This is a genomic window from Herbiconiux sp. VKM Ac-1786 (assembly GCF_015350805.1).
Taxonomy (GTDB): Bacteria; Actinomycetota; Actinomycetes; order Actinomycetales; family Microbacteriaceae; genus Herbiconiux.
Genome location: NZ_JADKSG010000002.1, coordinates 1419411 through 1440392, shown reverse-complemented (window position 1 = coordinate 1440392; position 20982 = coordinate 1419411). Strand labels below are relative to the sequence as shown.

The following is a 20982-nucleotide window of genomic DNA, read 5'->3' as shown; positions in this document are numbered from 1 at the left end:
ATGCAACGACGCAGCTCCCTCGCCGTCGCGCTCGGCCTCGCCGCCGCGACCGCACTCACCCTCTCGGCCTGCGGCTCGGGCTTCGACGACGCCGGCGAGACCGGCGCGGCCCAGGACGGCAGCGCCGGCCTGACCGTGCTGATCGGCTCGAGCGGCGACGCCGAGACCAAGGCCGTCACCGACGCCGTCGCCGCCTGGTCGGAGGAGTCGGGCACCGAGGCCACCCTGAACACCGCCTCCGACCTCAACCAGCAGCTCAGCCAGGGCTTCGCGAGCGGCAAGCCCGCCGACGTCTTCTACGTCTCGACCGACGCGCTCGCCGGCTACGCCGCCAACGGCTCGCTCTACCCCTACGGCGACCAGCTCTCGAACAAGGACGACTTCTACCCGACCCTCGTCGACTCCTTCACCTACGACGGCCAGTTCTACTGCGCCCCGAAGGACTTCTCGACCCTCGCCCTGATCATCAACACCGACCTCTGGACGGCCGCGGGCCTCACCGACGCCGACGTTCCCACCACCTGGGACCAGCTGACCGCGGTGGCGCAGAAGCTCACCACCCCCGAGCACGTGGGCCTGGCCTTCTCGCCCGAGTACGCCCGCGTCGGCGCCTTCATGGCGGAGGCCGGCGGCAGCCTGCTGAACGAGGACGGCACCGAGGCCACCGTGAACAGCCCCGAGAACGTCGAGGCGCTCGAGTACGTGAAGTCCCTGTTCAGCTCCGGCGTCGCGAAGTACTCCTCCGACCTCGGCGCCGGCTGGGGCGGCGAGGCCTTCGGCAAGGGCCAGGCCGCGATGACCATCGAGGGCAACTGGATCGCCGGCGGCCTGCAGGCCGACTACCCCGACGTGAAGTACACCGTCGCCTCCCTGCCCGCCGGCCCCGGCGGCGAGGGCACGCTCCAGTTCAGCAACTGCTGGGGCATCGCCGCCGACAGCCCCAACCAGGAGGCCGCTCTCGCCCTCGTCGAGAAGCTGACGAGCACCGACCAGCAGCTCGAGTTCGCCAAGGCCTTCGGCGTGATGCCGTCGGTGCAGTCGGCCGCCGAGCAGTGGAAGACCGAGAACCCCGACAAGGCCGCGTTCCTCGACTCCGCCGACTACGCCCAGGGCGTGCCGACGCTCGAGGGCTCGGCCGACGTGATCAAGGACCTCAACTCGCAGCTCGAGTCTCTGTCCACCGGTGACCCGGCCGCGATCCTCGAGACCGCGCAGAAGAACATGGAGGCGATCGTCCAGTAGGGCGATCGGCCGATGATCACGACGACGAGGTCGAGGAGGATCGAATGAGTGCATCCGTGACGGTGCCGCCCACGGCGGCGGCACCCCGGAGCCCGAAGAGCGCCGGGAGGCCCTCGGGCCGCCGCGCGCCGAAGGGCATCCGCAAGTCGGAGGGCATCGCCGGCTGGCTGTTCACCGCCCCGATGCTGATCATCCTCGGCCTCTTCCTCGTCGTGCCGGTGCTGATGGCCCTCTGGGTCAGCTTCTCCGACTGGTCGGGGCGGGGCAGCCCCTTCGCGTCGGGCGTGAACTTCGTCGGGCTCGACAACTACGACGAGCTCCTCGCCGGCGGCGGGCTCGCCGAACGCGACTTCGGCGTGGCCCTCCGCAACAACGCCTGGTACGTGCTGCTCGTCGTGCCCATCCAGACGGCGCTGTCGCTCTTCCTCGCCGTGCTGGTGAACCGGCAGGTGCTGAAGGGGCGCGGGTTCTTCCGCACCGCGTTCTACTTCCCGAGCGTGACCAGCTCGGTCGCCATCACGGTGCTCTGGCTCTTCCTCTTCGGCGCATCCGGAGCCGTCAACAAGGTGCTGTCGTGGTTCGGCGTGAACGGCCCGAACTGGTTCCAGGACCCGTCGGGCGTCGTGCACAACCTGCTCGCCACCGTCGGCATCACCCAGGGTCCGGCGTGGATGACCGAGAACACCACCCTCGGCGTCTCGTGGTGGGACTGGTGGGCCGGGCCGAGCGTGGCCATGTCGGCCTTCGTGCTGATGGCCGTGTTCACGACCTCCGGCACCTTCATGCTGCTGTTCATCGCGGCGTTGCAGAACCTCGGCGGCGACGTGCAGGAAGCGGCGATGATCGACGGCGCCAACGGCTGGCAGCGCTTCTGGCGGGTCACCCTGCCGCAGCTGCGGCCGACGCTGTTCACCGTGCTGACCCTCGGCCTCATCGGCACCTGGCAGGTGTTCGACCAGATCTACACCGGCACCCAGGGCGGGCCGGGCAAGACCACCGTCACCCCCGCCTACCTCTCGTACACCTCGGCGTTCGAGAGCCAGGACTGGGGCCGCGGCGCCGCGATCGCGTTCGTGCTGTTCGTGATCATCGTGGTGCTGACGATCATCCAGCGCATCGTGCTGCGCGACCGACCCGTGTCGAAGAGACGGATGCGGGCGTACAGCATCGCGAGCAGCCAGACCGCGAACAAGGAGGGCCGGCCATGAGCGCCGCCACGAGCACCCTGAGCCCGGCGACGCCGACAGCAGCCGGCGGGGCACCCGAGCAGCCGCGCCGCCGCCGCAGCGGCCGCTTCATCGCGAGCACCTCGCTGCTCTACGCCATCCTCGTCGTCATCGCGATCATCTACATCTTCCCGTTCCTGATCGACGTCGCCACCTCGTTCAAGTCCGACGCGGAAGCGGCGAGCGACCCGCTCTCGCTGATCCCGCAGACCTGGACGACGGCGGCCTACGAGCGCCTGTTCCTCAACTCCGACTTCCCGACCTGGTTCGCGAACTCGGCGGTCGTGACGGTGTTCGTGACCATCGGGCGTGTGTTCCTCGCCTCCCTCGCCGGGTACGCGCTGGCGCGGCTCGACTTCCGGGGCCGCAACGTGATCTTCGCCGGGCTCGTCGCGGTGATGTCGGTGCCGCTCGTGGTGCTGCTCATCCCCAAGTTCCTCGTGATCAACCAGCTCGGCATCTACGACTCCTACGCGGGCATGATCATCCCGCTGCTGGTCGACGCCGCCGGCGTGTTCATCATGAAGAACTTCTTCGAGTCGATCCCGGCGAGCGTCGAGGAGCAGGCCCGCATCGACGGCGCAGGCACCTTCCGCATCTTCTGGTCGGTGGTGCTGCCGATGGCCCGTCCCGCGCTGATCACCATCGTGATCCTGTCGTTCCAGGGCTCGTGGAACGAGCTCTCGCACTTCATCGTCTCGACCCAGTCGCCCGAGCTGACGACGCTCACCAAGGGCGTCGCCTCACTCGCCTCCGGGCAGCTCAGCCAGGGCACGCAGTATCCGCTGAAGCTGGCGGCCGCGGCCATCATGACCGTGCCCGTCGCCGTCATGTTCTTCATCTTCCAGCGCCGCATCATGAACGCCAGCGAGGGGGCCGTCAAGGAATGACCGCCGTGCTCCCGTCCCCGTCGACCTCCCAGGAGATCCCCGCCATGTCCCACCCCCTGCAGCCCTTCCTCAACGACGCCACGGTGGTGCTCGCCGCGCCGACCCAGGCCTGGTCGGCGGCCTCGGGCGCGATGACGGACCCGATCCACGGGGTCTACCACTCCGACACGAGGGTGCTGCGCGGGCTCCGGCTCGAGGTGGGCGGGGCGGCGCCCGAGACGGTGTCCCAGGCGTCCCACGGGGCCTCCGACACGGTGTTCACGGCGCTCCTCCGCTCGATCGACGACCGCACCGCCGACCCGCGCGTGCGCCTCGACCTCCGCCGCCGGGTGACGCCTGGCGGCTTCGCCGAGGAGCTCCGGGTCAGCTCGGCGCTCGGTCACGAGATCGTCACCGAGGTGCGCCTCACGCTCACCGCCGACTTCGCGCCGATGCAGATCGTCAAGGCGGGGCTCGCAGGCTCGGGCCTCGACGGGGCTCCGGATGCCCGAGCCGCCCTCGACCCGGTCACCGTCGTCGAGCGGGGCGACGCCGTGCTCCTCGCGTCCGGCACCTCGACCGCCCGGCTCGACGCCCCCGGCGCCGCGGTCGCGGTGGCGGCGCCGGACGGGGCGACCACCGACCCCGCCGCCCGGATCACCCTGGCCTGGCCGCTCGTCGTGCCCGCGCACGGCACGATCACGCTGACGTGGGGGCTCGCCCTCGAGGACTCGGCGGCCGTCGTGACGGGCGCATCCGGAACCGCCGAGTGGGCCGCGGCCCGCGTCGACGCCGGCGACAGCCGCCTCGCGCACTGGAACCGCCGCGCCCTCGACGACCTCTCCGCCCTGCGGATGGAGACGAGCCGCGCCCCCGGCGAGCCCTTCCTCGCGGCCGGCGCCCCCTGGTTCTTCACCCTGTTCGGCCGCGACTCGCTCTGGGCCGCCCGCCTGCTGCTACCGCTCGGCACCGAGCTCGCTGCCTCGACCCTGCGCGTGCTGGCCGGGCTGCAGGGCGAGCGGACGGTGGGAGAGACCGCCGAGCAGCCGGGCAAGATCATGCACGAGCTCCGTCCCGGCGAGCTCACCATGCCGGGGGAGGACATCACGCTGCCCCCGCTCTACTACGGCACCGTCGACGCCACCGCGCTCTGGATCGTGCTGCTCGCCGAGGCCCGCCGCTGGGGGCTCTCCGACGACGAGGTGCGCCCGCTGCTTCCGAACCTCGAGCGCGCCCTGGCCTGGATGCGCGACCACGGCGACAGCGACGGCGACGGCTTCCTCGAGTACGCCGACACCACGGGGCACGGCCTCGCGAACCAGGGCTGGAAGGACTCCGGCGACTCGGTGCAGTGGCGCGACGGGCGCCTCGCCGAGGGGCCGATCGCGCTCTGCGAGGTGCAGGGCTACGCCTACCAGGCCGCCCGCGACGGCGCCGAGCTGCTCGACGCGTTCGGCGAGCCGGGCGGCGACGAGTGGCGGGCCTGGGCCGCTGCGCTCGCCGATCGCTTCCGGGCGTCCTTCTGGATCGAGCGCGACGGCGGCCGCTACCCGGCGATCGCGCTCGACGCCGCGAAGCGACCGGTCGACACGCTGACCAGCAACATCGGGCACCTGCTCGGCACGGGCATCCTGAACGCCGACGAGGCCGCCGACGTGGCCCGGCTGCTCGTCGACGAGCGGCTCGACTCGGGCTTCGGCCTGCGCACGATGGCCACCGACTCGGCCGGGTTCTGGCCGCTCAGCTACCACGGCGGGTCGGTCTGGGCGCACGACACGGCGATCGCCGTGCAGGGGCTCGCGCGGGAGGGCTTCCGCGCCGAGGCCGCCCGGCTCGGGCGCGGGCTGCTGCGCGCGGCCGAGAGCTTCGGCTACCGCATGCCCGAGCTGCACTCGGGCGACTCGGCGGCGGTCACCGCGGTGCCGGCGCCCTACCCCGCGGCGTGCCGGCCGCAGGCGTGGTCGGCGGCGGCCGCCGTGGCGGTGGCGGTGGCGGCGACGGATGCGCGTCCCGCGCCCGACCGCACGACCCTCCTCGTGGCGCCGCTCGCCGACGCCGCCCTCGGGCACGTGACGCTCGACGGCCTCCGTGTCGCGGGCCGCCCGTTCCGCGTCGTCGCGACCCCGGGCGCCGCCACCGCGGAACCGCTGCTGCCCTGACCCCGCCCCCGGTAGGGTGAGGGCATGAGCGACGCGCGCGACGACGAGGCCCTGGGGTGGGCCGGGGACGACGACCCGACCCTCGCGCCCGAGGGCGTGCCGGGCGGACCGGGCGCGCCGGCGGCTCCGCGCGGGCGGGGCCCGCGCCGGGGCGAGTCGGCACCCGCGGCACCCCGCACGGTGCTCGACGAGGCCGAGGACGCGGAGGACCGGGCGGCGGATCGCGAGCTCGAGGAGGCGGAACGCGCATCCGCTCAGCTGAGCTCGGCCGCACTGATCGGTCTCGGCGTGCTCGGCGGGGTCTACCTGCTCTACACGATCGGCTGGGTCGTGTTCTTCAGCCGCTACGAGATGGCGACCGTCGTGACCTTCGGGGTGTTCAGCGACCTGATCGCGCGCACGCTCGCGATCGCCGCCGCGCCGCTGTGGTTCGTGGCGACGCTGCTCGTGACGCAGCGCCGCGACCTGCGGTACCGCTTCCTCTGGCTCGTGATCGGAGTGCTCGTGCTCGTGCCCTGGCCGTTCCTGATCGGGGGCGGGGCATGACCGCCGCGGCGCCGGTCGCTCCCAAGCGCGGGTTCCGCACCTTCGGCAAGTCCGGCTGGGCGGTCGCGGTGATCTTCGCGTTCCTGTACGCGTACCACCTGTGGGGCGGGCTGGCGAACCTGATCGGCGTCGTCTCGCTGCTGAACAGCTACGGCACCTCGCCCGACACCGGGCTCTGGGCGCTGATCATCGGCTATGCCGTGGTGCCCATCGTGGTGTACCTCGTGGCGCTCCTCGTCGGCCGGACGCTCCGCACCTGGGAGCGGGCAGTCGTCTTCGCCGTCGGCTTCGCGGTGGTGTCGGTGGTCTCGCTGAGCCTGGTCTCGCTCTAGCCGGCGGGGCTAGAAGAAGGCCACCAGCAGGATCAGCGCCGCCAGCACGAGCTGCGCGATCAGCCGCGGAACGAACGGCACCGCGAGCGAGCCGAAGCGGTCGCGCCGCGTCGCCGCGTAGGCGTTCGCCGGGAACACGGCCGCGAGGAACACCACGAGGGCGATGCCCGCGGCGATCCGGGTCGGCGGGAAGACGAGCCCCAGCCCGCCCGCGATCTCGCACACGCCGGTGAGGTAGACCAGGTTCAGCGGGGCCAGGATGCCCGTCCCGCGCATCCGCGGCGGCATCATCGCGGCCATGGTGCGAGCCGAGCGCGGCACGAAGTGATTCACCCCCATCAGCACGAAGACGGCGGCGATCAGCAGGCGGAGCACGTCGAGGACGACGCCCGACGTCATGAAGTCCATCGGCCCATTCCGCCTGCACTACGCTGGACGGGTTCCCCGCCGATGAACCGAAGGACCCGCCCCGTGTCGAAGCCGGTCGTGCTGATCGCCGAAGAGTTGTCCCCCGCCACCGTCGACGCCCTCGGGCCCGATTTCGACGTGCGCTCCGTCGACGGCACCGATCGTCCGGCACTGCTGGCCGCCCTCGCCGACGCCCACGCGGTGCTCGTGCGCTCGGCCACGAAGGTCGACGCGGAGGCCATCGCGGCCGCTCCCGTGCTGAAGGTCGTCGCCCGCGCCGGCGTCGGTCTCGACAACGTCGACATCAAGGCGGCCACCACCGCCGGCGTCATGGTCGTCAACGCGCCCACCTCGAACATCGTCTCGGCCGCCGAGCTCACCGTCGGGCACATCCTGAGCCTCGCCCGCCACATCCCCGCCGCGCACGCCGCGCTGGCGCAGGGGCAGTGGAAGCGCTCCGCCTACACCGGCGTCGAGCTGTTCGAGAAGACGGTCGGCATCATCGGCCTCGGCCGCATCGGCGCGCTGATCACCGCGCGCCTTCAGGCCTTCGGCGTGAACGTCATCGCCTACGACCCCTACGTCACGAGCGCCCGCGCCCAGCAGCTCGGCGTCACCCTCGTGACCCTCGACGAGCTGCTCGCGCAGAGCGACTTCATCACCATCCACATGCCGAAGACGCCCGAGACCACGGGCATGATCTCCGACGAGCAGCTGGCCCTGATGAAGCCCACCGCCTTCATCGTGAACGTCGCCCGTGGCGGCCTGATCGACGAGGATGCGCTCCACCGCGCCCTGACCTCCAAGACAATCGCGGGGGCCGGCCTCGACGTGTTCGTCAGCGAGCCGCCGACAGACTCGCCGCTCCTCGCCCTGCCGAACGTCGTCGTCACCCCGCACCTCGGGGCGTCGACCGACGAGGCCCAGGAGAAGGCCGGCGTCTCGGTCGCCAAGTCGGTGCGCCTCGCGCTGTCGGGCGAGCTGGTGCCCGATGCCGTGAACGTCGCCGGAGGGGTCATCGACCCGTACGTGCGCCCCGGCATCGCCCTCGTCGAGAAGCTCGGCCAGGTCTTCTCCGGGCTCGCCGGCAGCCCGCTCACGAGCGTCGACGTGATCGTCAAGGGCGAGCTCGCCGACTACGACGTCAGCGTGCTGAAGCTCGCGGCGCTGAAGGGCGTGTTCACCAACGTCGTCAGCGAGACCGTGTCCTACGTCAACGCGCCGCTCCTCGCCGAGCAGCGCGGGGTCGCCGTGCGCCTGATCACCGACCCCGAGTCGGCCGAGTACCGCAACGTCATCACGCTCACCGGCGCCCTCAGCGACGGCTCGCAGGTCTCGGTCTCGGGCACCCTGACGGGCTCGAAGCAGATCGAGAAGATCGTCGAGATCAACGGCTACGACGTCGAGGTGCCGTTCGCGAAGCACCTGATCGTCATGCTCTACACCGACCGCCCCGGCATCGTCGCGGTCTACGGCAAGGAGTTCGGCGAGGCGCAGGTCAACATCGCGGGCATGCAGATCGCCCGGCACGAGGCCGGCGGCAAGGCGCTCAGCGTGCTGACCGTCGACTCGCCCGTGCCCGACGGGCTGCTCGACGCGCTCCGCGACGCGATCGAGGCCGACGTCATGGTCGAGGTCGACATCACCGCCTGAGCCGCGGCGCCGCCGCTCGGCGCGGTCCGCGCGTCCGCGCGGCAATAAGCTGGGCGCATGGAACGAACCATCAAGCTCGCGCTCATCCCCGGTGACGGCATCGGGCCGGAGGTCGTCGCCGAGGCCGTCAAGGTGCTCGACGCGGTGGCGCCCGGCGCGGGCGTGGAGTTCGAGAAGACGCACTTCTCGCTCGGGGCCGCCCGCTTCCTCGAGACGGGCGACGTGCTCACCGACGACGACCTCGCCGCCATCGCGGCGCACGACGTCATCCTGCTGGGTGCCGTCGGCGGCGTGCCCGGCGACCCGCGGCTGAAGGACGCGAACATCGAGCGGGGTCTGCTGCTGAAGCTGCGCTTCACGCTCGACCACTACGTCAACCTCCGCCCCACGGTCATCTATCCGGGTGTCCCCTCGCCGCTCGCCGAGCACGGCGAGGTCGACTTCGTCGTCGTGCGGGAGGGCACCGAGGGCCCCTACGTCGGCAACGGCGGCGCCATCCGCACCGGCACGCCGCACGAGATCGCCAACGAGGTGTCGATCAACACCGCGTACGGGGTGGAGCGGGTCGTCCGCGACGCGTTCGCCCGGGCATCCGCTCGTCGCAAGAAGCTGACGCTCGTGCACAAGACCAACGTGCTCACGTTCGCGGGCGGGCTCTGGAAGCGCGTCGTCGACGAGGTGGGGGCCACCTTCCCGGACGTGGCCGTCGACTACCTGCACGTCGACGCCGCGACCATCTTCCTGGTCACCGACCCTGCTAGATTCGATGTCATCGTCACGGACAACCTCTTCGGCGACATCCTCACCGATCTGGCCGGCGCGATCAGCGGCGGCATCGGCTTGGCGGCCTCGGGCAACATCAACCCCGACGGCGCGTTCCCCTCGATGTTCGAGCCGGTCCACGGATCCGCGCCGGACATCGCCGGCCAGCAGAAGGCCGACCCCACCGCCGCGATCCTCTCGGCGGCGCTGCTGCTCGACCACCTCGGGCTGACGGATGCGGCCGGCCGCGTGCGCACCGCCGTGGTCGCCGACATCGCCGCTCGGGACGGGCGGCCGGCGCGCACGACCGCCGAGATCGGCGACGCCGTGGTGACGGCCCTCGGCGCCTCAGACACTCCTTCGACCCACTGACGAAAGACAGCCCATGACCATCGCAGAGTCCTCCACCTTCCCCCTGACGTTCGAGCTCACGCCCTCGCAGGCGGCTCGGGACGAGGCGGAGCGGGAGGTCATCCTCGCCGACCCCGGCTTCGGCAAGCACTTCACCGACCACATGGTGAAGATCGACTGGACGATCGAGAACGGCTGGCACGACGCCGAGGTCGTCCCGTACGGCCCGCTGATGCTCGACCCCTCGGCGGCCGTGCTGCACTACGCCCAGGAGATCTTCGAGGGCCTGAAGGCCTACCGTCACGCCGACGGCTCGATCTGGACGTTCCGGCCCTCGAAGAACGCCGAGCGGCTGCAGCGCTCCGCCCGGCGCCTCGCCCTGCCCGAGCTCGCCACCGAGGACTTCATCGAGTCGCTCAAGCAGCTCGTGGCCGTCGATGGCTCCTGGGTGCCGAGCGCGCCCGAGACGAGCCTGTACATCCGCCCGTTCATGATCGCGAACGAGTCGTTCCTCGGCGTGCGGCCCTCGCAGCGCGTGGCCTACTACGTCATCGCGAGCCCCGCAGGCGCCTACTTCACGGGCGGCGTCGCCCCCGTGTCGATCTGGCTGTCGACCGAGTACTCGCGCGCCGGCCGCGGCGGCACGGGCGCGGCCAAGTGCGGCGGCAACTACGCGGCATCGCTGCTGCCGCAGCAGGAGGCCTATGAGAACGGATGCGCGCAGGTGCTCTTCCTCGACGGGGAGACCGGCACCCACATCGACGAGCTCGGCGGCATGAACATCTTCTTCGTGCACGACGGCGGCACGAGGATCGTCACCCCGCGCCTGACCGGCACCATCCTCGAGGGCATCACCCGCGACAGCATCATCCAGCTCGCGAAGGACCGCGGGCTGACCGTGGAGGAGCGCGACGTGACGGTCGAGGAGTGGCGCCAGGGCGTCGCCGACGGGTCGATCACCGAGGTGTTCGCCTGCGGCACCGCCGCCGTCATCACGCCGATCTCGGCGCTGAAGTCGGCCGACGGCGTGATCGGCGACGAGAACGCGGCGGCCGGTGAGCTGACGATGTCGATCCGGCAGGAGCTGACCGACATCCAGTACGGCCGCGTCGCCGACCGCCACGGCTGGCTGACTAGGCTCGACGCATGAAGATCGCACGGTTCAGCCACCAGGGCGCCATCACCTTCGGCATCCTCGACGAGAGCGACGCGGGGGTGCCCGAGCTCGTCGTGCTGAACGGCGACCCGATGTTCGCCGGCTTCGACACCACGGGGGAGCGCGTGCCGCTCGCCGAGGCGACGCTGCTCGCCCCGGTCATCCCTCGCTCGAAGGTGATCGGAATCGGCAAGAACTACCTCGATCACGTCGCCGAGATGGACACGGGCGCGGCGCCGGCCGAGCCGCTGATGTTCCTGAAGCCGAACACCTCGGTGATCGGCCCGGGCGACCGCATCGTGCGGCCGGCCCAGTCGACCCGGGTCGACTTCGAGGGCGAGCTCGCCGTCGTGATCGGCAGCATCGCCAAGAACGTGCGGGTGGCCGACGCCGCGAGCGTCGTCTTCGGCTACACGATCGCCAACGACGTCACCGCCCGCGACCTGCAGAAGAGCGACGGGCAGTGGACGCGCGCCAAGGGCTTCGACACCTTCTGCCCGCTCGGGCCCGTGATCGAGACCGAGTTCGACCTCGCCGCCGCGACGGTCGAGACGCGGCTGAACGGGGTGCTCGCTCAGAGCGCGCCGGTCACCGACATGATCCACTCGGTGGCCGAGATCGTCGCCTACGCCTCGTCGGTGTTCACGCTGCTGCCGGGTGACGTCATCCTCACCGGCACGCCGGCGGGCGTCGCGGCGATCGAGGCGGGCGACACCGTGGAGATCGAGATCGCGGGCATCGGGGTGCTCTCGAACCCGGTGCTCTAGGCGCCGGCTGGTGCGGGTGGTCGCGCCGTCGCGCGGGCCGCTCTAGTCGGCGGTGGTGCTGTCGGCGACCAGCTCGAGGGCGTCGAGGGCCTCGCCGAGGCGTTCGATCTGCTCGGGGTCGAGCTCGTCGAACAGCGCCAGCACCCGCTCGGCGCGCTGCCGGCGGGCCGTCGCGATGGCGACCGAGCCGGCCTCGGTGGCCGTGACGAAGAACGAGCGGCCGTCGCCCGGGTCGGCGCTGCGGGTGATCAGGGCGCGGTTCTCGAGCTCGGTGAGCAGTCGCGTGATGGTGGGCGCGGCCACCCGCTCGGCGCGGGCGATGTCGCCCGGGCGGATCGGACCCTGCCGCACGATGATCGACAGCGCCGAGACCTGACCCGGGGTCAGCTCGCCGGCGGGCCGGATGCGGCGGTTCAGTCGCCCGACCGCGACGGCGAGTCGCGCGGCGATCTCGGCTCGGTCGGAGCCGGTGCTGTTCGTCATTCGGGAGGCCTTCGGTCACCGGGTGGAGTACCGGAAGTCTCCCACACGCCTCACCGGATCGCGGTCCGCCGCTCGAGAATCGCCCGCACCTCGCGCGGGTGATCGAGAATGTGTACACTGTTCACTTACGTCGGCCGTTCCGGGGGAATAGAACGATCGTGTGCCGACGTTGCCTCCCAAGCGCCCTTCCGCCTTCCGCATGCTCAGACGGGATCTTCATGACCGCAACCGCTCCCTCCGAGACGCGCGTCGCACCACGCGACCGCCTCGTCATCAACCTCCTGCTCGTCTCGGCCTTCGTCGTCATCCTGAACGAGACGATCATGGGCGTGGCCATCCCGCACCTCGTCACCGACCTCGGCATCACCGAGGTGGCGGCGCAGTGGCTCTCGACCGCCTTCATGCTCACGATGGCGGTGGTCATCCCGATCACCGGCTTCCTGCTGCAGCGCTTCAACACGCGCCCGATCTTCATCGCCGCCATGTCGCTGTTCTCGCTCGGCACGCTGATCGCCGCGATGGCGCCCGGCTTCGAGGTGCTGCTCGTCGGCCGCGTCGTGCAGGCCAGCGGAACCGCGATCATGATGCCGCTGCTCATGACCACCGTGATGACCCTCGTGCCGCCGGCGGTGCGCGGGCGCACGATGGGCAACATCTCGATCGTCATCTCGGTCGCCCCCGCGATCGGCCCGACCATCTCGGGCATCATCCTCAGCACCCTGTCCTGGCGGTGGATGTTCATCCTCGTGCTGCCGATCGCCCTCGGCGCGCTGCTGCTCGGCGCCCTGCGGGTCGTGAACGTCACCGAGCCACGTCGGGTGCCGATCGACGTCGGGTCGATCATCCTGTCGGCCCTCGGATTCGGCGGACTGGTCTACGGCCTCAGCACCCTCGGCGGGGCCGGCGCGACCTTCCTGTCGAGCTGGCTGCCGCTGATCGTCGGCATCGCGTCGCTCGGGGCCTTCGTGCTGCGCCAGCTCGCGCTGCAGCGCCGCGACAAGGCGCTGCTCGACCTGCGCACCTTCCGCTCGCGCACCTTCACGGTGTCGATCCTGCTGATGGCGGTGAGCATGATGGCGCTGTTCGGCACCATCATCGTGCTGCCGTTCCTGCTGCAGGGCGTGTTCGGGCTCGACCCGCTCGCCACCGGTCTGCTGCTGCTGCCGGGCGGGCTCGTGATGGGCGTGCTCGCGCCGTTCGTCGGCCGCCTGTACGACCGGGTCGGGCCGCGGCCGCTCGTCATCCCCGGCGCCATCACCGTGAGCCTCGTGCTCTGGGGCCTCACGATGGTCGACCAGAACACCTCGGTGTGGTTCGTGCTCGGGGCGCACATCGCGCTCAGCGCCGGGCTCGCGTTCATGTTCACGCCGCTGTTCACCGCGGGCCTCGGCTCGCTCACCCCTCGGCTGTACTCGCACGGCTCGGCCATCATCGGCACCGTGCAGCAGCTCGCGGGAGCAGCCGGCACCGCGCTCTTCGTGGCGCTGATGGCCAGCGTCACCGCGCAGCGCCTGACGGCCGGGGCCACGCAGGTCGCGGCGACGGCGTCGGGCATCCAGGCCGCGTTCCTGTGCGGCGCGATCATCTCGGTGCTCGGGGTGGTGGCGGCGCTGTTCGTGCGGCGTCCGGCCGAGACGGCCGACGAGGGCGAGCGGATGCCCGAGGGCGCCCCGGCCGCCGCGCCGATGCACTAGGCACAGCTCCCGACCGCGCGCGAAAGGGCACCGAGCGTGAAGCTCGGCGCCCTTCGTCGTGCGTGGGGCTCGGCCCTAGCGCTGGAACTGCGGCGGCTCGGGCGGCGCCTGGGGCGGCTCGCCTGGAGCGCCGGGCGGGGGAGTGGGAGCGTCGGGCGGAACGTCGGGCGGAGGCATCGTTGACATGCCGCCGACCCTACGACTCCCGCCGTCCCACCGCCACCGCTCACTGCGAGCACTCACCCGTGCCCGCCGGTGAGGGTGCTGCTCAGTCGTGGCCGCCGAGGGTCTCGGCCTCGTCGGCCTCGCTGCCGCCGCCCTGGCCGGGCGCGGGCTGCGCCTGGTCGGCCTGCTCCTCGCTGCCCTCGGCCTGCGAGGGCTTGTCGACTCCGGCGTCGCCCTCGATCAGGTCGTGGTTCTGCGGGTTGTCCTGGGGTCCGCTGTCGGTCATGGCGTGTCCTTCCATCGGTGTGCGGGGTGCGGTGTGCGGCGTCAGACCGAGCTCCGTCCCGTGTCGGCGGCGGTGCCCGGATCGCTCACGACCTCACGCTAGACACACCCCGCGCCCGCCCGCAGGGGCTTGCGGCACCGTCGCCCGTGGGCCACGTTCAGCCGAACCGCAGCGCCAGCGGCTCGCCCGCGCGCTCCCGCGGGTACCACGCCACCCCGCGCGACGGCAGCGCCGGCAGCGGCCGGGCGGCGGCGCTCGCCGCCAGCGCGTGCCACCCCGAGCGGTCGTCGGTGTGCGCCATGTACGCCCCGAGCAGCTTCGCGGTCGCCAGCGCGTCGACGGATGCCCGGTGCGCCCCCTCGAGGTCGATGCCGAGCACCTCGCAGCAGCTCGACAGCCCTCGCCGCAGGCCCGGCAGGTAGTGCCGCGCCAGCTGCATGGTGCACAGCGACACCGGCGGACTCTCGAGCCGGTACCCGATGCGCGCCAGCTCGGCCAGCAGGAACCGCTGGTCGAACGACACGTTGTGCGCCACGAGCACCCGCCCCGAGAGCAGCCCGAGCAGCTCGGGCGCGATGTCGCCGAAGCTCGGCGCGCCCGCGAGGTGCTCGGCGGTGATGCGGTGGATGCGCGTGGGGCCGGGGCCGCGCCCCGGGTCGATCAGCGTGTCCCACCGACCGGTGATCGTGCCGTCGGGGTCGGAGTGCACCACCGCGATCTCGACGGCGCGGTCGTCTCCCGCCGCGAACAGCCCGGTGGTCTCGAAGTCGATGGTCGCGAATCCGGTGCTGCTCATGGTGCTGGCGACACTAGCCGGAGCCGCCGACACCGGAGCCCGCGACACTCCCACGACGGTCAGGGACGCGTCCGTCAAGCCCCTTGCGACCACCGGCACGAGGAGTTCCCTCGGTGGTGAAACACCGGTTCAGAAGAGGAAAGGACGCATCATGCCCGCACTCGACGGCAAGAGGATCGCACTGCTCGTCACGAACTACGGAGTCGAGGAGGCCGAGCTCGCCGCCCCCCGGCAGGCGGTGGAGGACGCCGGCGGCGACCCGGTGATCGTGGCGGTGGAGGACTCCCCGGTGCAGTCGCTCGTCGGCGACAAGGACCCGGGTCGCAGCTTCACCCCCGACGCCCTCATCGGAAAGGTCTCGGCCGACGAGTTCGACGCCCTGATCATCCCGGGCGGCACCATCAACGCCGACAAGCTCCGGCTCGAGGAGGACGGCATCGACCTCGTCGCCGCGTTCATCGACGCCGGCAAGCCGGTCGCCGCCATCTGCCACGGCCCCTGGGCGCTCGTCGAGACGGGCCAGCTCGCCGAGAAGACCCTCACGAGCTACCCCTCGCTGCAGACCGACATCATCAACGCCGGCGCCGACTGGGTCGACGAGCCCGTGCAGGTCGACGACGTCGGCGGCTGGACGCTCGTCACCTCGCGCACCCCCGATGACATGGAGGACTTCACGCGCGAGCTCGTGCGGGTGTTCGCCGAGACGCCGAGCAGCCGGCAGGCCGAGGAATGACGCTGGAGACGGCGGCCCTGCCCGCAGCGGTGTACCGGGCATCCGGACCCTGGTCGCAGGTCTACCTCGACATCTCGGTCGACACCGCCGACCCGCCCCAGGTGAACGAGGAGCGGCGGATCAGCGCCACCGACCGGCTCGCGGCCGCCGGTGCGCCCGAGGCCGACGTCGAGGCAGTCGCCGACGCCATGGCGACCGCCGACCCCGCGGGCGGCGAGCGCTGCCTCTTCGTGCTCGTGCACGACGGCGAGGTGGTGGTGCAGGCGCTGCTGCCCGGCCGCGCCACCGAGCCCGAGATCGTCGCGTACCAGCCGGTGCCCGACCTGGTACCGCTGCTCGAGCACCGGCCGGGCGACTTCGCGTACGTGGTGGTCGAGACGTCCCGCGACGGCGGCGAGATCCGGCTGCACCGGCTCGGCGACGTCGAGCCCGTCGTCGACGAGGCGCAGCAGGGGCGCACCGACACGCTGCACAAGATCAAGGGCGGCGGCTGGCGGCACGACCGCCTGCAGAACCACACCGAGGAGATCTGGCGGCGCACCCAGTCCGAGCTCGCGACCACGATCGACCGCGTCGTGCACGAGAACCGGCCGCGGCTGCTCACGATCGCGGGCGACATCCGTGCCCGGCAGCTGCCGGAGGGCGAGCTCTCGGCCGAGTCGCGTGCCATCCTGACGGTGGTGCCCGTCGACACCCACGCCGACGGGGCGAGCAGCGAGGCGCTCGACGAGCACCTCGACGCGGAGATCGCGCGCATCCTGGCCGACGACAAGAAGGCCGTGCTCGATCTCGTCGCGCTGCACGAGGGCCGCGGCGACAACCGGGTCGAGAGCACGCTCGGCGGTGTCGTGCACGCCCTCGCCTCGGCGCAGGTCGACACCCTCCTGATCGACGCCGAGCGCCTGCGCGAGCACGAGCTGCTCGCCCTGGCGAGCGAGCCCTGGGTGGCCGCCGCCTCCGAGGACGCCCTCGGCGCCGAGGTGCTCGACCGCGTACCCGCCCCGATCGCGCTCAGCCGCGCGGCGGTGCTCACCGACGCGACGGTGCTGTTCACCGACAGCCGCGAGGCTCCGGATGCCCAGGACGACGTCTCGGGATCGCTGCCCTCCGGGGTGGCCGCCGTGCTGCGCTGGCGCACGGGCCCGCCGGTGCCCGGGGAGGAGTGACGCTCGACGACGTCCTCCCGCTGCGCTGGACGAGCGACGCGGGCCTGCCCGAGCTGACCGGCTACCTGCGCCGGCTGGCCGGGCGGGCCTCGGTGATCGTCGTCGACGGAGGCTATGACGGCGTCGTGCTGCTCGGCGTGTGCGTCACGGACGGAGAATCGGGGGGTCGCCGACCGTAGTGGCGGCGGACCCCCCGATTCTCCGTCCGGAGCGTACGCGCAGGGATCGACGAGGTCATCTCGAAAGCGGCGAGATTCCCGGCGATCGCTCCGCGGAGGGACGCTGCAGCCCGAACATCGACATCATCGTGAGCGACGCGATCGTGATCGCGGGCAGCCGGGCGAGGTACTACCCGAATGGTGCGGGCGAAGAGGGCGCTGTGCGTCCGGGCCGGTGCCCGGGTTCCCGCGTACTCGTCGAGGCGGCCTCGGCCGTCGACGTCGGCGGCCGTCAGGCCGGGCGGATGCGGAGCATCACGCGCGGCTTCTGCCGCTTCGCCGCGATGCGCTCCACGAGCATGAACACGCGGTACTCCAGCGGGTGCTTCCGCTGGAACAGCCCGCCGCCGCGCTTCACCGAGGCGGCGTCGCGCTCGATCTCGGCCAGGCCGAGGCGGGCGGGCTCGCCCTCCTTCACCGCTCCCATGCGGCTGCACGGTCGGAGCTCGACGCGCGGGTCGTTGCGCAGGCGCTTGACCTTGCCGGTGCCGTCGGGCGTCGTGACGAGCAGGGTGTCGCCGTCGCGCACGATCCAGACCGGGGTCGAGACGGGCACGCCCGACTTCCGGAAGGTCGTCAGCGACACGAAGTGCTCGTCGCCGAGCGCGAGCAGCGGGGGAGCGGTGGCCTCCCCGGTCACCGCCTGTCCTCGCCGACGGCGCGGATGCTGCGCAGCTCGGCCGCCAGCTCGCCCTGCGCCGGTGAGACCTTCGCGGCCTCCTGCTCGTCGGGGGTCTCCGGATGCTCGTGCTCGTGTTCGGCCACCCAGTCACGCTTCTCGTCGCTCATGTCCGCGACCCTACTCCGCGTCACACGACGTAACCGTGATTGGCCGTGACCGTCGCTTCGATGGTCTGATCGACGGATGATCACGGTGCAGCACCTGCAGAAGAGCTACGGCCACGGGCCGTCGGCCGTGCGCGCCCTCGACGACGTGAGCATCGAGGTGCCCGAGGGCGAGGTGTTCGGCGTCGTCGGGCGCTCGGGCGCCGGCAAGAGCACGCTGCTGCGCACCGTGAACCTGCTGGAGCGGCCCGACTCGGGCTCGGTCTCCGTGGCCGGCACCGAGCTGACGAGCCTGAACGGCTCGGCGCTCCGCGCCGCGCGCCGGCAGGTCGGCATGGTCTTCCAGCACTTCAACCTGCTCGCCAACCGCTCGGTGCAGCAGAACGTGGAGTTCGCGCTCGAGGCGGCGCGGGTGCCGCGGGGCCAGCGGGCCGGCCGGGCATCCGAGATGCTCGACCTCGTGGGCCTCGCCGACCGCGGCCGCGCCTACCCGGCGCAGCTCTCGGGCGGGCAGAAGCAGCGCGTCGGCATCGCCCGCGCGCTCGCCGCCCGGCCGAAGGTGCTGCTCTCGGACGAGGCGACGAGCGCGCTCGACCCCGAGACGACGGAGTCGATCCTCGACCTGATCGCGCGGCTGAACCGCGAGCTCCACCTCACGGTGCTGCTGATCACCCACGAGATGGACGTCGTCAAGCGCATCTGCGCCTCCGCCGCCCTGATGGAGCACGGTCGCATCGTCGAGCAGGGCCGGCTCGTCGAGCTGCTGCGCACGCCGGGCTCCGCCCTCGCCGGTCAGCTCTTCCCGCTCGCCGCGCCGGGGCCGGGCGACGGCCCCACCGTCATCGACATCACCTTCGCGGGCGGCACCGCCGACCGCCCGGTGATCGCCCAGCTGGCTCGCGAGCACCGGCTCGACGTGAGCATCCTCGGCGCCGTCGTCGAACGCATCGGCGGAACCCAGGCCGGGCGCACGCGCCTGAGCCTCCCCGTGCAGGGTGAGGCCGCGGCCGCCGTGGTCGCCGACCTCCGCCGGCAGGGCCTGATCGTCGACTGGCTGCGCGGCGGTGAGGCCGCGTGATCGACTACGACTCCCCGGACTTCTGGTCGAACCTCGCCGAGGTGCTGCTGAAGGGCACCGGCGAGACCCTCTACATGGTGGGTGTCGCGACGGTGCTCACGATCGTGATCGGCCTGCCGCTCGGCATCCTGCTGGTCGGCACCGAGAAGGGCGCGTTCCTCGAGCGGGCGCTCGGCCCCGTGTGGGTCGCGCGCACCGTGAACCGCGTGCTCGGCTTCGTCGTCAACGTGGGGCGCTCGGTGCCCTTCATCATCCTGATGATCGCCCTGATCCCCTTCACCCGCTGGCTGATCGGCACCTTCGTCGGCACCACGGCCTCGATCGTGCCGCTGACGATCATCGCCATCCCGTTCTTCGCCCGCATGGTCGAGATCGCCGTGAACGACGTGGCCCCCGGGCTCTACGAGACGGCGGATGCGCTCGGCGCCACCCGCTGGCAGCTGGTGCGGCGGGTGCTGCTGAGCGAGTCGATGCCCGCCATCCTGCTCGGCGTCTCGACCACCATCACCTCGATCATCAACTTCTCGGCCATGGTCGGCGTGGTGGGCGGCGGCGGACTCGGCAACGTCGCCATCACCTACGGCTTCCAGCGCTACAGCTGGATCCACATCGTCTTCGTCGTGATCATCCTGTTCGCCATCGTGCAGCTCGTGCAGCTGGTGCTCAGCCGCATCGCCGTGCGGGTCTCGCACCGCGGCGGCGCCGACGGCCGGCGAGCCCGCACGGGCACCTCCCGCACCCGCACCTCCCGCACCGCCCTCACCCCTTCCGAAGGAGCCGCACCATGAGCAGCACAGCACGCCGCCCGCGCACCATCCTCCGAGCCCTCGCCCTCGTGGCGGCGGCCACCCTCACCGCCTCGCTGGCGGCCTGCTCGAGCTCGAGCGATGCCGGCACCTCCGCCGGCGACGGGCTCGGCACCGTCAAGGTCGGTGCGCTCGCCGTGCCGGCCGGCGACATCCTGAACTGGGTGCAGGACAACCTGGCCGAGGAGGCCGGGCTCGACATCGAGTTCGTGGAGTTCACCGACTACAACACGCCGAACCCGGCGCTGACCGACGGCAGCACCGATGCGAACCTGTTCCAGAACGCGACCTTCCTCGACACCTACAACACGCAGTCCGGGGGCGACCTGGTGAGCGCCGGACAGGTCTACCTGCCGGCCGCCGGCTTCTACTCCGACAAGATCTCGAGCGTGGAGCAGCTGCCGCAGGGAGCGAAGATCGCCATCCCGAACGACCCGACCAACGAGGGCCGTGCCCTCAAGCTGCTCGCCGCTCAGGGCCTGATCGAGGTGGCCGACGGCGTGACGAACCTCGACGGCGTGACCTCGAACCCGAGCGACTTCGAGTTCACCGAGATCGAGAACGCCAGCCTCGCGCTGGCCGTTCCCGACTCGGACGCCGCGTTCGTGACCGCCTCGTTCGCGCTGCCGGCCGGCCTCACGAGCGACCAGGCGATCATCCTCGAGACGACCGACAGCGACTACTACAACATCCTCGCGACGAGCCCGGACCTGAAGGACGACCCGCGGATCGCGAAGCTCTACGAGCTGCTCACCGACCAGCGGACGAAGGACTACATCGACGAGACCTGGCAGGGCCTGATCGTCCCCGTCGACTGACGCGTCGGGCGGCGTCGTCGCGGAGCGGCAGGAAGGCGCCCACGAGCGCCAGGATGCCGGAGACGAGGTGGAAGCCGATGTCGAAGCCGGTGAAGCCGGTCGGCAGCACGCCGAACAGCGTCGAGTCGACGAACGCGAGCACGGCCATCAGGATGTAGCCCACCCCGACGATGCCGAGCACCGTCGCGAGCGCCGCCCGGCTGACCCGGCCGAAGCCGACCCAGAGCAGCGCGGCCGCGATCACGATGCGGGCGATGTCGAGTGTGAGGTCGACGTTGGCGAATCCGCCGAGGTGCTCGCCCTCGATGAACAGTCCGATGATCGCCAGCAGGGCGACGACGATGCCGAGAATCCGTGCGATCCATTTCGCAGCCATGGTGTTGTCCTCCAGACAGGTGGGGAGACGGTCGTCTCCGTGTATCGGCGACGCTAGGGCGGCCGCTCGGGGGCGGCAGGTGGCTTGACAGTGCCCCGGAGCACGT

General features: G+C 71.6%; 24 protein-coding genes. 17 read left to right on the top strand and 7 right to left on the bottom strand.

Annotation, left to right across the window (positions count from 1 at the left end):
• From ITJ64_RS17875 to ITJ64_RS17850, 6 genes are read left to right on the top strand one after another with little or no spacing between them, the layout of a single operon-like run.
• The gene (locus tag ITJ64_RS17875) at positions 1–1242 is read left to right on the top strand and encodes an ABC transporter substrate-binding protein (protein WP_194682012.1); all 1242 of its coding nucleotides are present in this window, start codon (positions 1–3) and stop codon (positions 1240–1242) included.
• Between the two features lie 44 nt (positions 1243–1286).
• A complete protein-coding gene (locus tag ITJ64_RS17870) occupies positions 1287–2450 on the top strand; it encodes a carbohydrate ABC transporter permease (RefSeq protein ID WP_194682011.1) in 1164 nt (387 codons plus the stop codon).
• Positions 2447–3358, top strand: coding sequence for a carbohydrate ABC transporter permease (locus ITJ64_RS17865; RefSeq protein ID WP_194682010.1), 912 nt, complete (start codon positions 2447–2449; stop codon positions 3356–3358). Before ITJ64_RS17870 ends, ITJ64_RS17865 begins: the two co-directional genes overlap by 4 nt.
• A gap of 44 nt (positions 3359–3402) precedes the next feature.
• A complete protein-coding gene (locus ITJ64_RS17860) occupies positions 3403–5496 on the top strand; it encodes a glycogen debranching N-terminal domain-containing protein (RefSeq protein ID WP_194682009.1) in 2094 nt (697 codons plus the stop codon).
• Positions 5497–5520: 24 nt separating this feature from the next.
• A complete protein-coding gene (locus ITJ64_RS17855; protein ID WP_194682008.1) occupies positions 5521–6042 on the top strand; it encodes a hypothetical protein in 522 nt (173 codons plus the stop codon).
• A complete protein-coding gene (locus tag ITJ64_RS17850) occupies positions 6039–6374 on the top strand; it encodes a hypothetical protein (protein WP_194682007.1) in 336 nt (111 codons plus the stop codon). The genes ITJ64_RS17855 and ITJ64_RS17850 overlap by 4 nt, the downstream gene beginning before the upstream one ends.
• A 9-nt stretch (positions 6375–6383) precedes the next feature.
• Here the strand turns inward: ITJ64_RS17850 and ITJ64_RS17845 are convergent, their stop codons facing one another.
• Positions 6384–6782: a DoxX family membrane protein gene (locus ITJ64_RS17845; RefSeq protein WP_228508731.1), complete on the bottom strand. Its 399-nt coding sequence runs from the start codon at positions 6780–6782 to the stop codon at positions 6384–6386.
• A gap of 63 nt (positions 6783–6845) precedes the next feature.
• Between ITJ64_RS17845 and serA the strand changes: the two genes are divergently transcribed.
• Genes serA through ITJ64_RS17825 form a run of 4 tightly spaced genes read left to right on the top strand, consistent with a single transcriptional unit; the run spans position 6846 to position 11471 of the window.
• The gene (gene serA, locus ITJ64_RS17840) at positions 6846–8435 is read left to right on the top strand and encodes a phosphoglycerate dehydrogenase (RefSeq protein WP_194682006.1); all 1590 of its coding nucleotides are present in this window, start codon (positions 6846–6848) and stop codon (positions 8433–8435) included.
• Positions 8436–8492: 57 nt separating this feature from the next.
• The gene (locus ITJ64_RS17835) at positions 8493–9569 is read left to right on the top strand and encodes a 3-isopropylmalate dehydrogenase (RefSeq protein WP_194682005.1); all 1077 of its coding nucleotides are present in this window, start codon (positions 8493–8495) and stop codon (positions 9567–9569) included.
• 13 nt (positions 9570–9582) lie between these two features.
• The gene (locus tag ITJ64_RS17830) at positions 9583–10698 is read left to right on the top strand and encodes a branched-chain amino acid aminotransferase (protein ID WP_194682004.1); all 1116 of its coding nucleotides are present in this window, start codon (positions 9583–9585) and stop codon (positions 10696–10698) included.
• Positions 10695–11471: a fumarylacetoacetate hydrolase family protein gene (locus ITJ64_RS17825; protein WP_194682003.1), complete on the top strand. Its 777-nt coding sequence runs from the start codon at positions 10695–10697 to the stop codon at positions 11469–11471. Before ITJ64_RS17830 ends, ITJ64_RS17825 begins: the two co-directional genes overlap by 4 nt.
• A 42-nt stretch (positions 11472–11513) precedes the next feature.
• Here the strand turns inward: ITJ64_RS17825 and ITJ64_RS17820 are convergent, their stop codons facing one another.
• Positions 11514–11954, bottom strand: a complete 441-nt coding sequence (locus ITJ64_RS17820; RefSeq protein ID WP_194682002.1) for a MarR family winged helix-turn-helix transcriptional regulator — start codon at positions 11952–11954, stop codon at positions 11514–11516.
• A 218-nt stretch (positions 11955–12172) separates the two neighbouring features.
• On the opposite strand from ITJ64_RS17820, the gene ITJ64_RS17815 reads away from it, so the two are divergent.
• Positions 12173–13648 carry an MDR family MFS transporter gene (locus ITJ64_RS17815; protein ID WP_194682001.1) on the top strand — a complete coding sequence of 492 codons (1476 nt, stop codon included), beginning with the start codon at positions 12173–12175 and terminating at the stop codon, positions 13646–13648.
• A 268-nt stretch (positions 13649–13916) separates the two neighbouring features.
• Here ITJ64_RS17815 and ITJ64_RS17810 read toward each other — a convergent pair whose 3' ends face one another.
• Both ITJ64_RS17810 and ITJ64_RS17805 read right to left on the bottom strand, forming a co-directional pair.
• Complete coding sequence (locus tag ITJ64_RS17810) at positions 13917–14099, bottom strand: hypothetical protein (RefSeq protein ID WP_194682000.1); 183 nt, start codon at positions 14097–14099, stop codon at positions 13917–13919.
• A 157-nt stretch (positions 14100–14256) separates the two neighbouring features.
• On the bottom strand, positions 14257–14895 hold the full coding sequence (locus ITJ64_RS17805; protein WP_194681999.1) for a 3'-5' exonuclease: 639 nt from the start codon (positions 14893–14895) through the stop codon (positions 14257–14259).
• A 151-nt stretch (positions 14896–15046) separates the two neighbouring features.
• Between ITJ64_RS17805 and ITJ64_RS17800 the strand changes: the two genes are divergently transcribed.
• The 3 genes from ITJ64_RS17800 to ITJ64_RS17790 are packed head-to-tail and all read left to right on the top strand — an operon-like array spanning position 15047 to position 16973.
• Entirely contained in the window at positions 15047–15628 is a 582-nt protein-coding gene (locus tag ITJ64_RS17800; RefSeq protein ID WP_194681998.1) for a DJ-1/PfpI family protein, read from the top strand.
• Positions 15625–16794 (top strand): Vms1/Ankzf1 family peptidyl-tRNA hydrolase, encoded by a 1170-nt coding sequence (locus tag ITJ64_RS17795; protein ID WP_194681997.1) that lies wholly within the window; start codon positions 15625–15627, stop codon positions 16792–16794. Before ITJ64_RS17800 ends, ITJ64_RS17795 begins: the two co-directional genes overlap by 4 nt.
• Positions 16791–16973 (top strand): hypothetical protein, encoded by a 183-nt coding sequence (locus tag ITJ64_RS17790; protein ID WP_194681996.1) that lies wholly within the window; start codon positions 16791–16793, stop codon positions 16971–16973. The genes ITJ64_RS17795 and ITJ64_RS17790 overlap by 4 nt, the downstream gene beginning before the upstream one ends.
• A gap of 271 nt (positions 16974–17244) precedes the next feature.
• Here ITJ64_RS17790 and ITJ64_RS17785 read toward each other — a convergent pair whose 3' ends face one another.
• Together ITJ64_RS17785 and ITJ64_RS17780 are read right to left on the bottom strand one after the other, a co-directional pair.
• Entirely contained in the window at positions 17245–17652 is a 408-nt protein-coding gene (locus ITJ64_RS17785) for a PPOX class F420-dependent oxidoreductase (protein ID WP_370545255.1), read from the bottom strand.
• The gene (locus tag ITJ64_RS17780; protein ID WP_194681995.1) at positions 17649–17801 is read right to left on the bottom strand and encodes a hypothetical protein; all 153 of its coding nucleotides are present in this window, start codon (positions 17799–17801) and stop codon (positions 17649–17651) included. The genes ITJ64_RS17785 and ITJ64_RS17780 overlap by 4 nt, the downstream gene beginning before the upstream one ends.
• Before the next feature lie 76 nt (positions 17802–17877).
• Between ITJ64_RS17780 and ITJ64_RS17775 the strand changes: the two genes are divergently transcribed.
• The 3 genes from ITJ64_RS17775 to ITJ64_RS17765 are packed head-to-tail and all read left to right on the top strand — an operon-like array spanning position 17878 to position 20500.
• On the top strand, positions 17878–18876 hold the full coding sequence (locus ITJ64_RS17775; RefSeq protein ID WP_194681994.1) for a methionine ABC transporter ATP-binding protein: 999 nt from the start codon (positions 17878–17880) through the stop codon (positions 18874–18876).
• Positions 18873–19664 carry a methionine ABC transporter permease gene (locus ITJ64_RS17770; protein ID WP_370545254.1) on the top strand — a complete coding sequence of 264 codons (792 nt, stop codon included), beginning with the start codon at positions 18873–18875 and terminating at the stop codon, positions 19662–19664. The genes ITJ64_RS17775 and ITJ64_RS17770 overlap by 4 nt, the downstream gene beginning before the upstream one ends.
• Positions 19661–20500, top strand: coding sequence for a MetQ/NlpA family ABC transporter substrate-binding protein (locus ITJ64_RS17765; RefSeq protein WP_194681993.1), 840 nt, complete (start codon positions 19661–19663; stop codon positions 20498–20500). The genes ITJ64_RS17770 and ITJ64_RS17765 overlap by 4 nt, the downstream gene beginning before the upstream one ends.
• Here ITJ64_RS17765 and ITJ64_RS17760 read toward each other — a convergent pair.
• The gene (locus ITJ64_RS17760; RefSeq protein WP_194681992.1) at positions 20433–20876 is read right to left on the bottom strand and encodes a hypothetical protein; all 444 of its coding nucleotides are present in this window, start codon (positions 20874–20876) and stop codon (positions 20433–20435) included. The genes ITJ64_RS17765 and ITJ64_RS17760 overlap by 68 nt on opposite strands.
• Positions 20877–20982: the final 106 nt, after the last annotated feature.

Bases quoted from the DNA above. Each gene is read 5' to 3' on its own strand.
- ITJ64_RS17875 (WP_194682012.1), top strand. From the start codon at position 1: ATGCAACGACGCAGCTCCCTCGCCGTCGCGCTCGGCCTCGCCGCCGCG.
- ITJ64_RS17870 (WP_194682011.1), top strand. From the start codon at position 1,287: ATGAGTGCATCCGTGACGGTGCCGCCCACGGCGGCGGCACCCCGGAGC.
- ITJ64_RS17865 (WP_194682010.1), top strand. From the start codon at position 2,447: ATGAGCGCCGCCACGAGCACCCTGAGCCCGGCGACGCCGACAGCAGCC.
- ITJ64_RS17860 (WP_194682009.1), top strand. From the start codon at position 3,403: ATGTCCCACCCCCTGCAGCCCTTCCTCAACGACGCCACGGTGGTGCTC.
- ITJ64_RS17855 (WP_194682008.1), top strand. From the start codon at position 5,521: ATGAGCGACGCGCGCGACGACGAGGCCCTGGGGTGGGCCGGGGACGAC.
- ITJ64_RS17850 (WP_194682007.1), top strand. From the start codon at position 6,039: ATGACCGCCGCGGCGCCGGTCGCTCCCAAGCGCGGGTTCCGCACCTTC.
- ITJ64_RS17845 (WP_228508731.1), bottom strand. From the start codon at position 6,782: ATGGACTTCATGACGTCGGGCGTCGTCCTCGACGTGCTCCGCCTGCTG.
- ITJ64_RS17835 (WP_194682005.1), top strand. From the start codon at position 8,493: ATGGAACGAACCATCAAGCTCGCGCTCATCCCCGGTGACGGCATCGGG.
- ITJ64_RS17830 (WP_194682004.1), top strand. From the start codon at position 9,583: ATGACCATCGCAGAGTCCTCCACCTTCCCCCTGACGTTCGAGCTCACG.
- ITJ64_RS17825 (WP_194682003.1), top strand. From the start codon at position 10,695: ATGAAGATCGCACGGTTCAGCCACCAGGGCGCCATCACCTTCGGCATC.
- ITJ64_RS17820 (WP_194682002.1), bottom strand. From the start codon at position 11,954: ATGACGAACAGCACCGGCTCCGACCGAGCCGAGATCGCCGCGCGACTC.
- ITJ64_RS17815 (WP_194682001.1), top strand. From the start codon at position 12,173: ATGACCGCAACCGCTCCCTCCGAGACGCGCGTCGCACCACGCGACCGC.
- ITJ64_RS17810 (WP_194682000.1), bottom strand. From the start codon at position 14,099: ATGACCGACAGCGGACCCCAGGACAACCCGCAGAACCACGACCTGATC.
- ITJ64_RS17805 (WP_194681999.1), bottom strand. From the start codon at position 14,895: ATGAGCAGCACCGGATTCGCGACCATCGACTTCGAGACCACCGGGCTG.
- ITJ64_RS17800 (WP_194681998.1), top strand. From the start codon at position 15,047: ATGCCCGCACTCGACGGCAAGAGGATCGCACTGCTCGTCACGAACTAC.
- ITJ64_RS17795 (WP_194681997.1), top strand. From the start codon at position 15,625: ATGACGCTGGAGACGGCGGCCCTGCCCGCAGCGGTGTACCGGGCATCC.
- ITJ64_RS17780 (WP_194681995.1), bottom strand. From the start codon at position 17,801: ATGAGCGACGAGAAGCGTGACTGGGTGGCCGAACACGAGCACGAGCAT.
- ITJ64_RS17775 (WP_194681994.1), top strand. From the start codon at position 17,878: ATGATCACGGTGCAGCACCTGCAGAAGAGCTACGGCCACGGGCCGTCG.
- ITJ64_RS17765 (WP_194681993.1), top strand. From the start codon at position 19,661: ATGAGCAGCACAGCACGCCGCCCGCGCACCATCCTCCGAGCCCTCGCC.
- ITJ64_RS17760 (WP_194681992.1), bottom strand. From the start codon at position 20,876: ATGGCTGCGAAATGGATCGCACGGATTCTCGGCATCGTCGTCGCCCTG.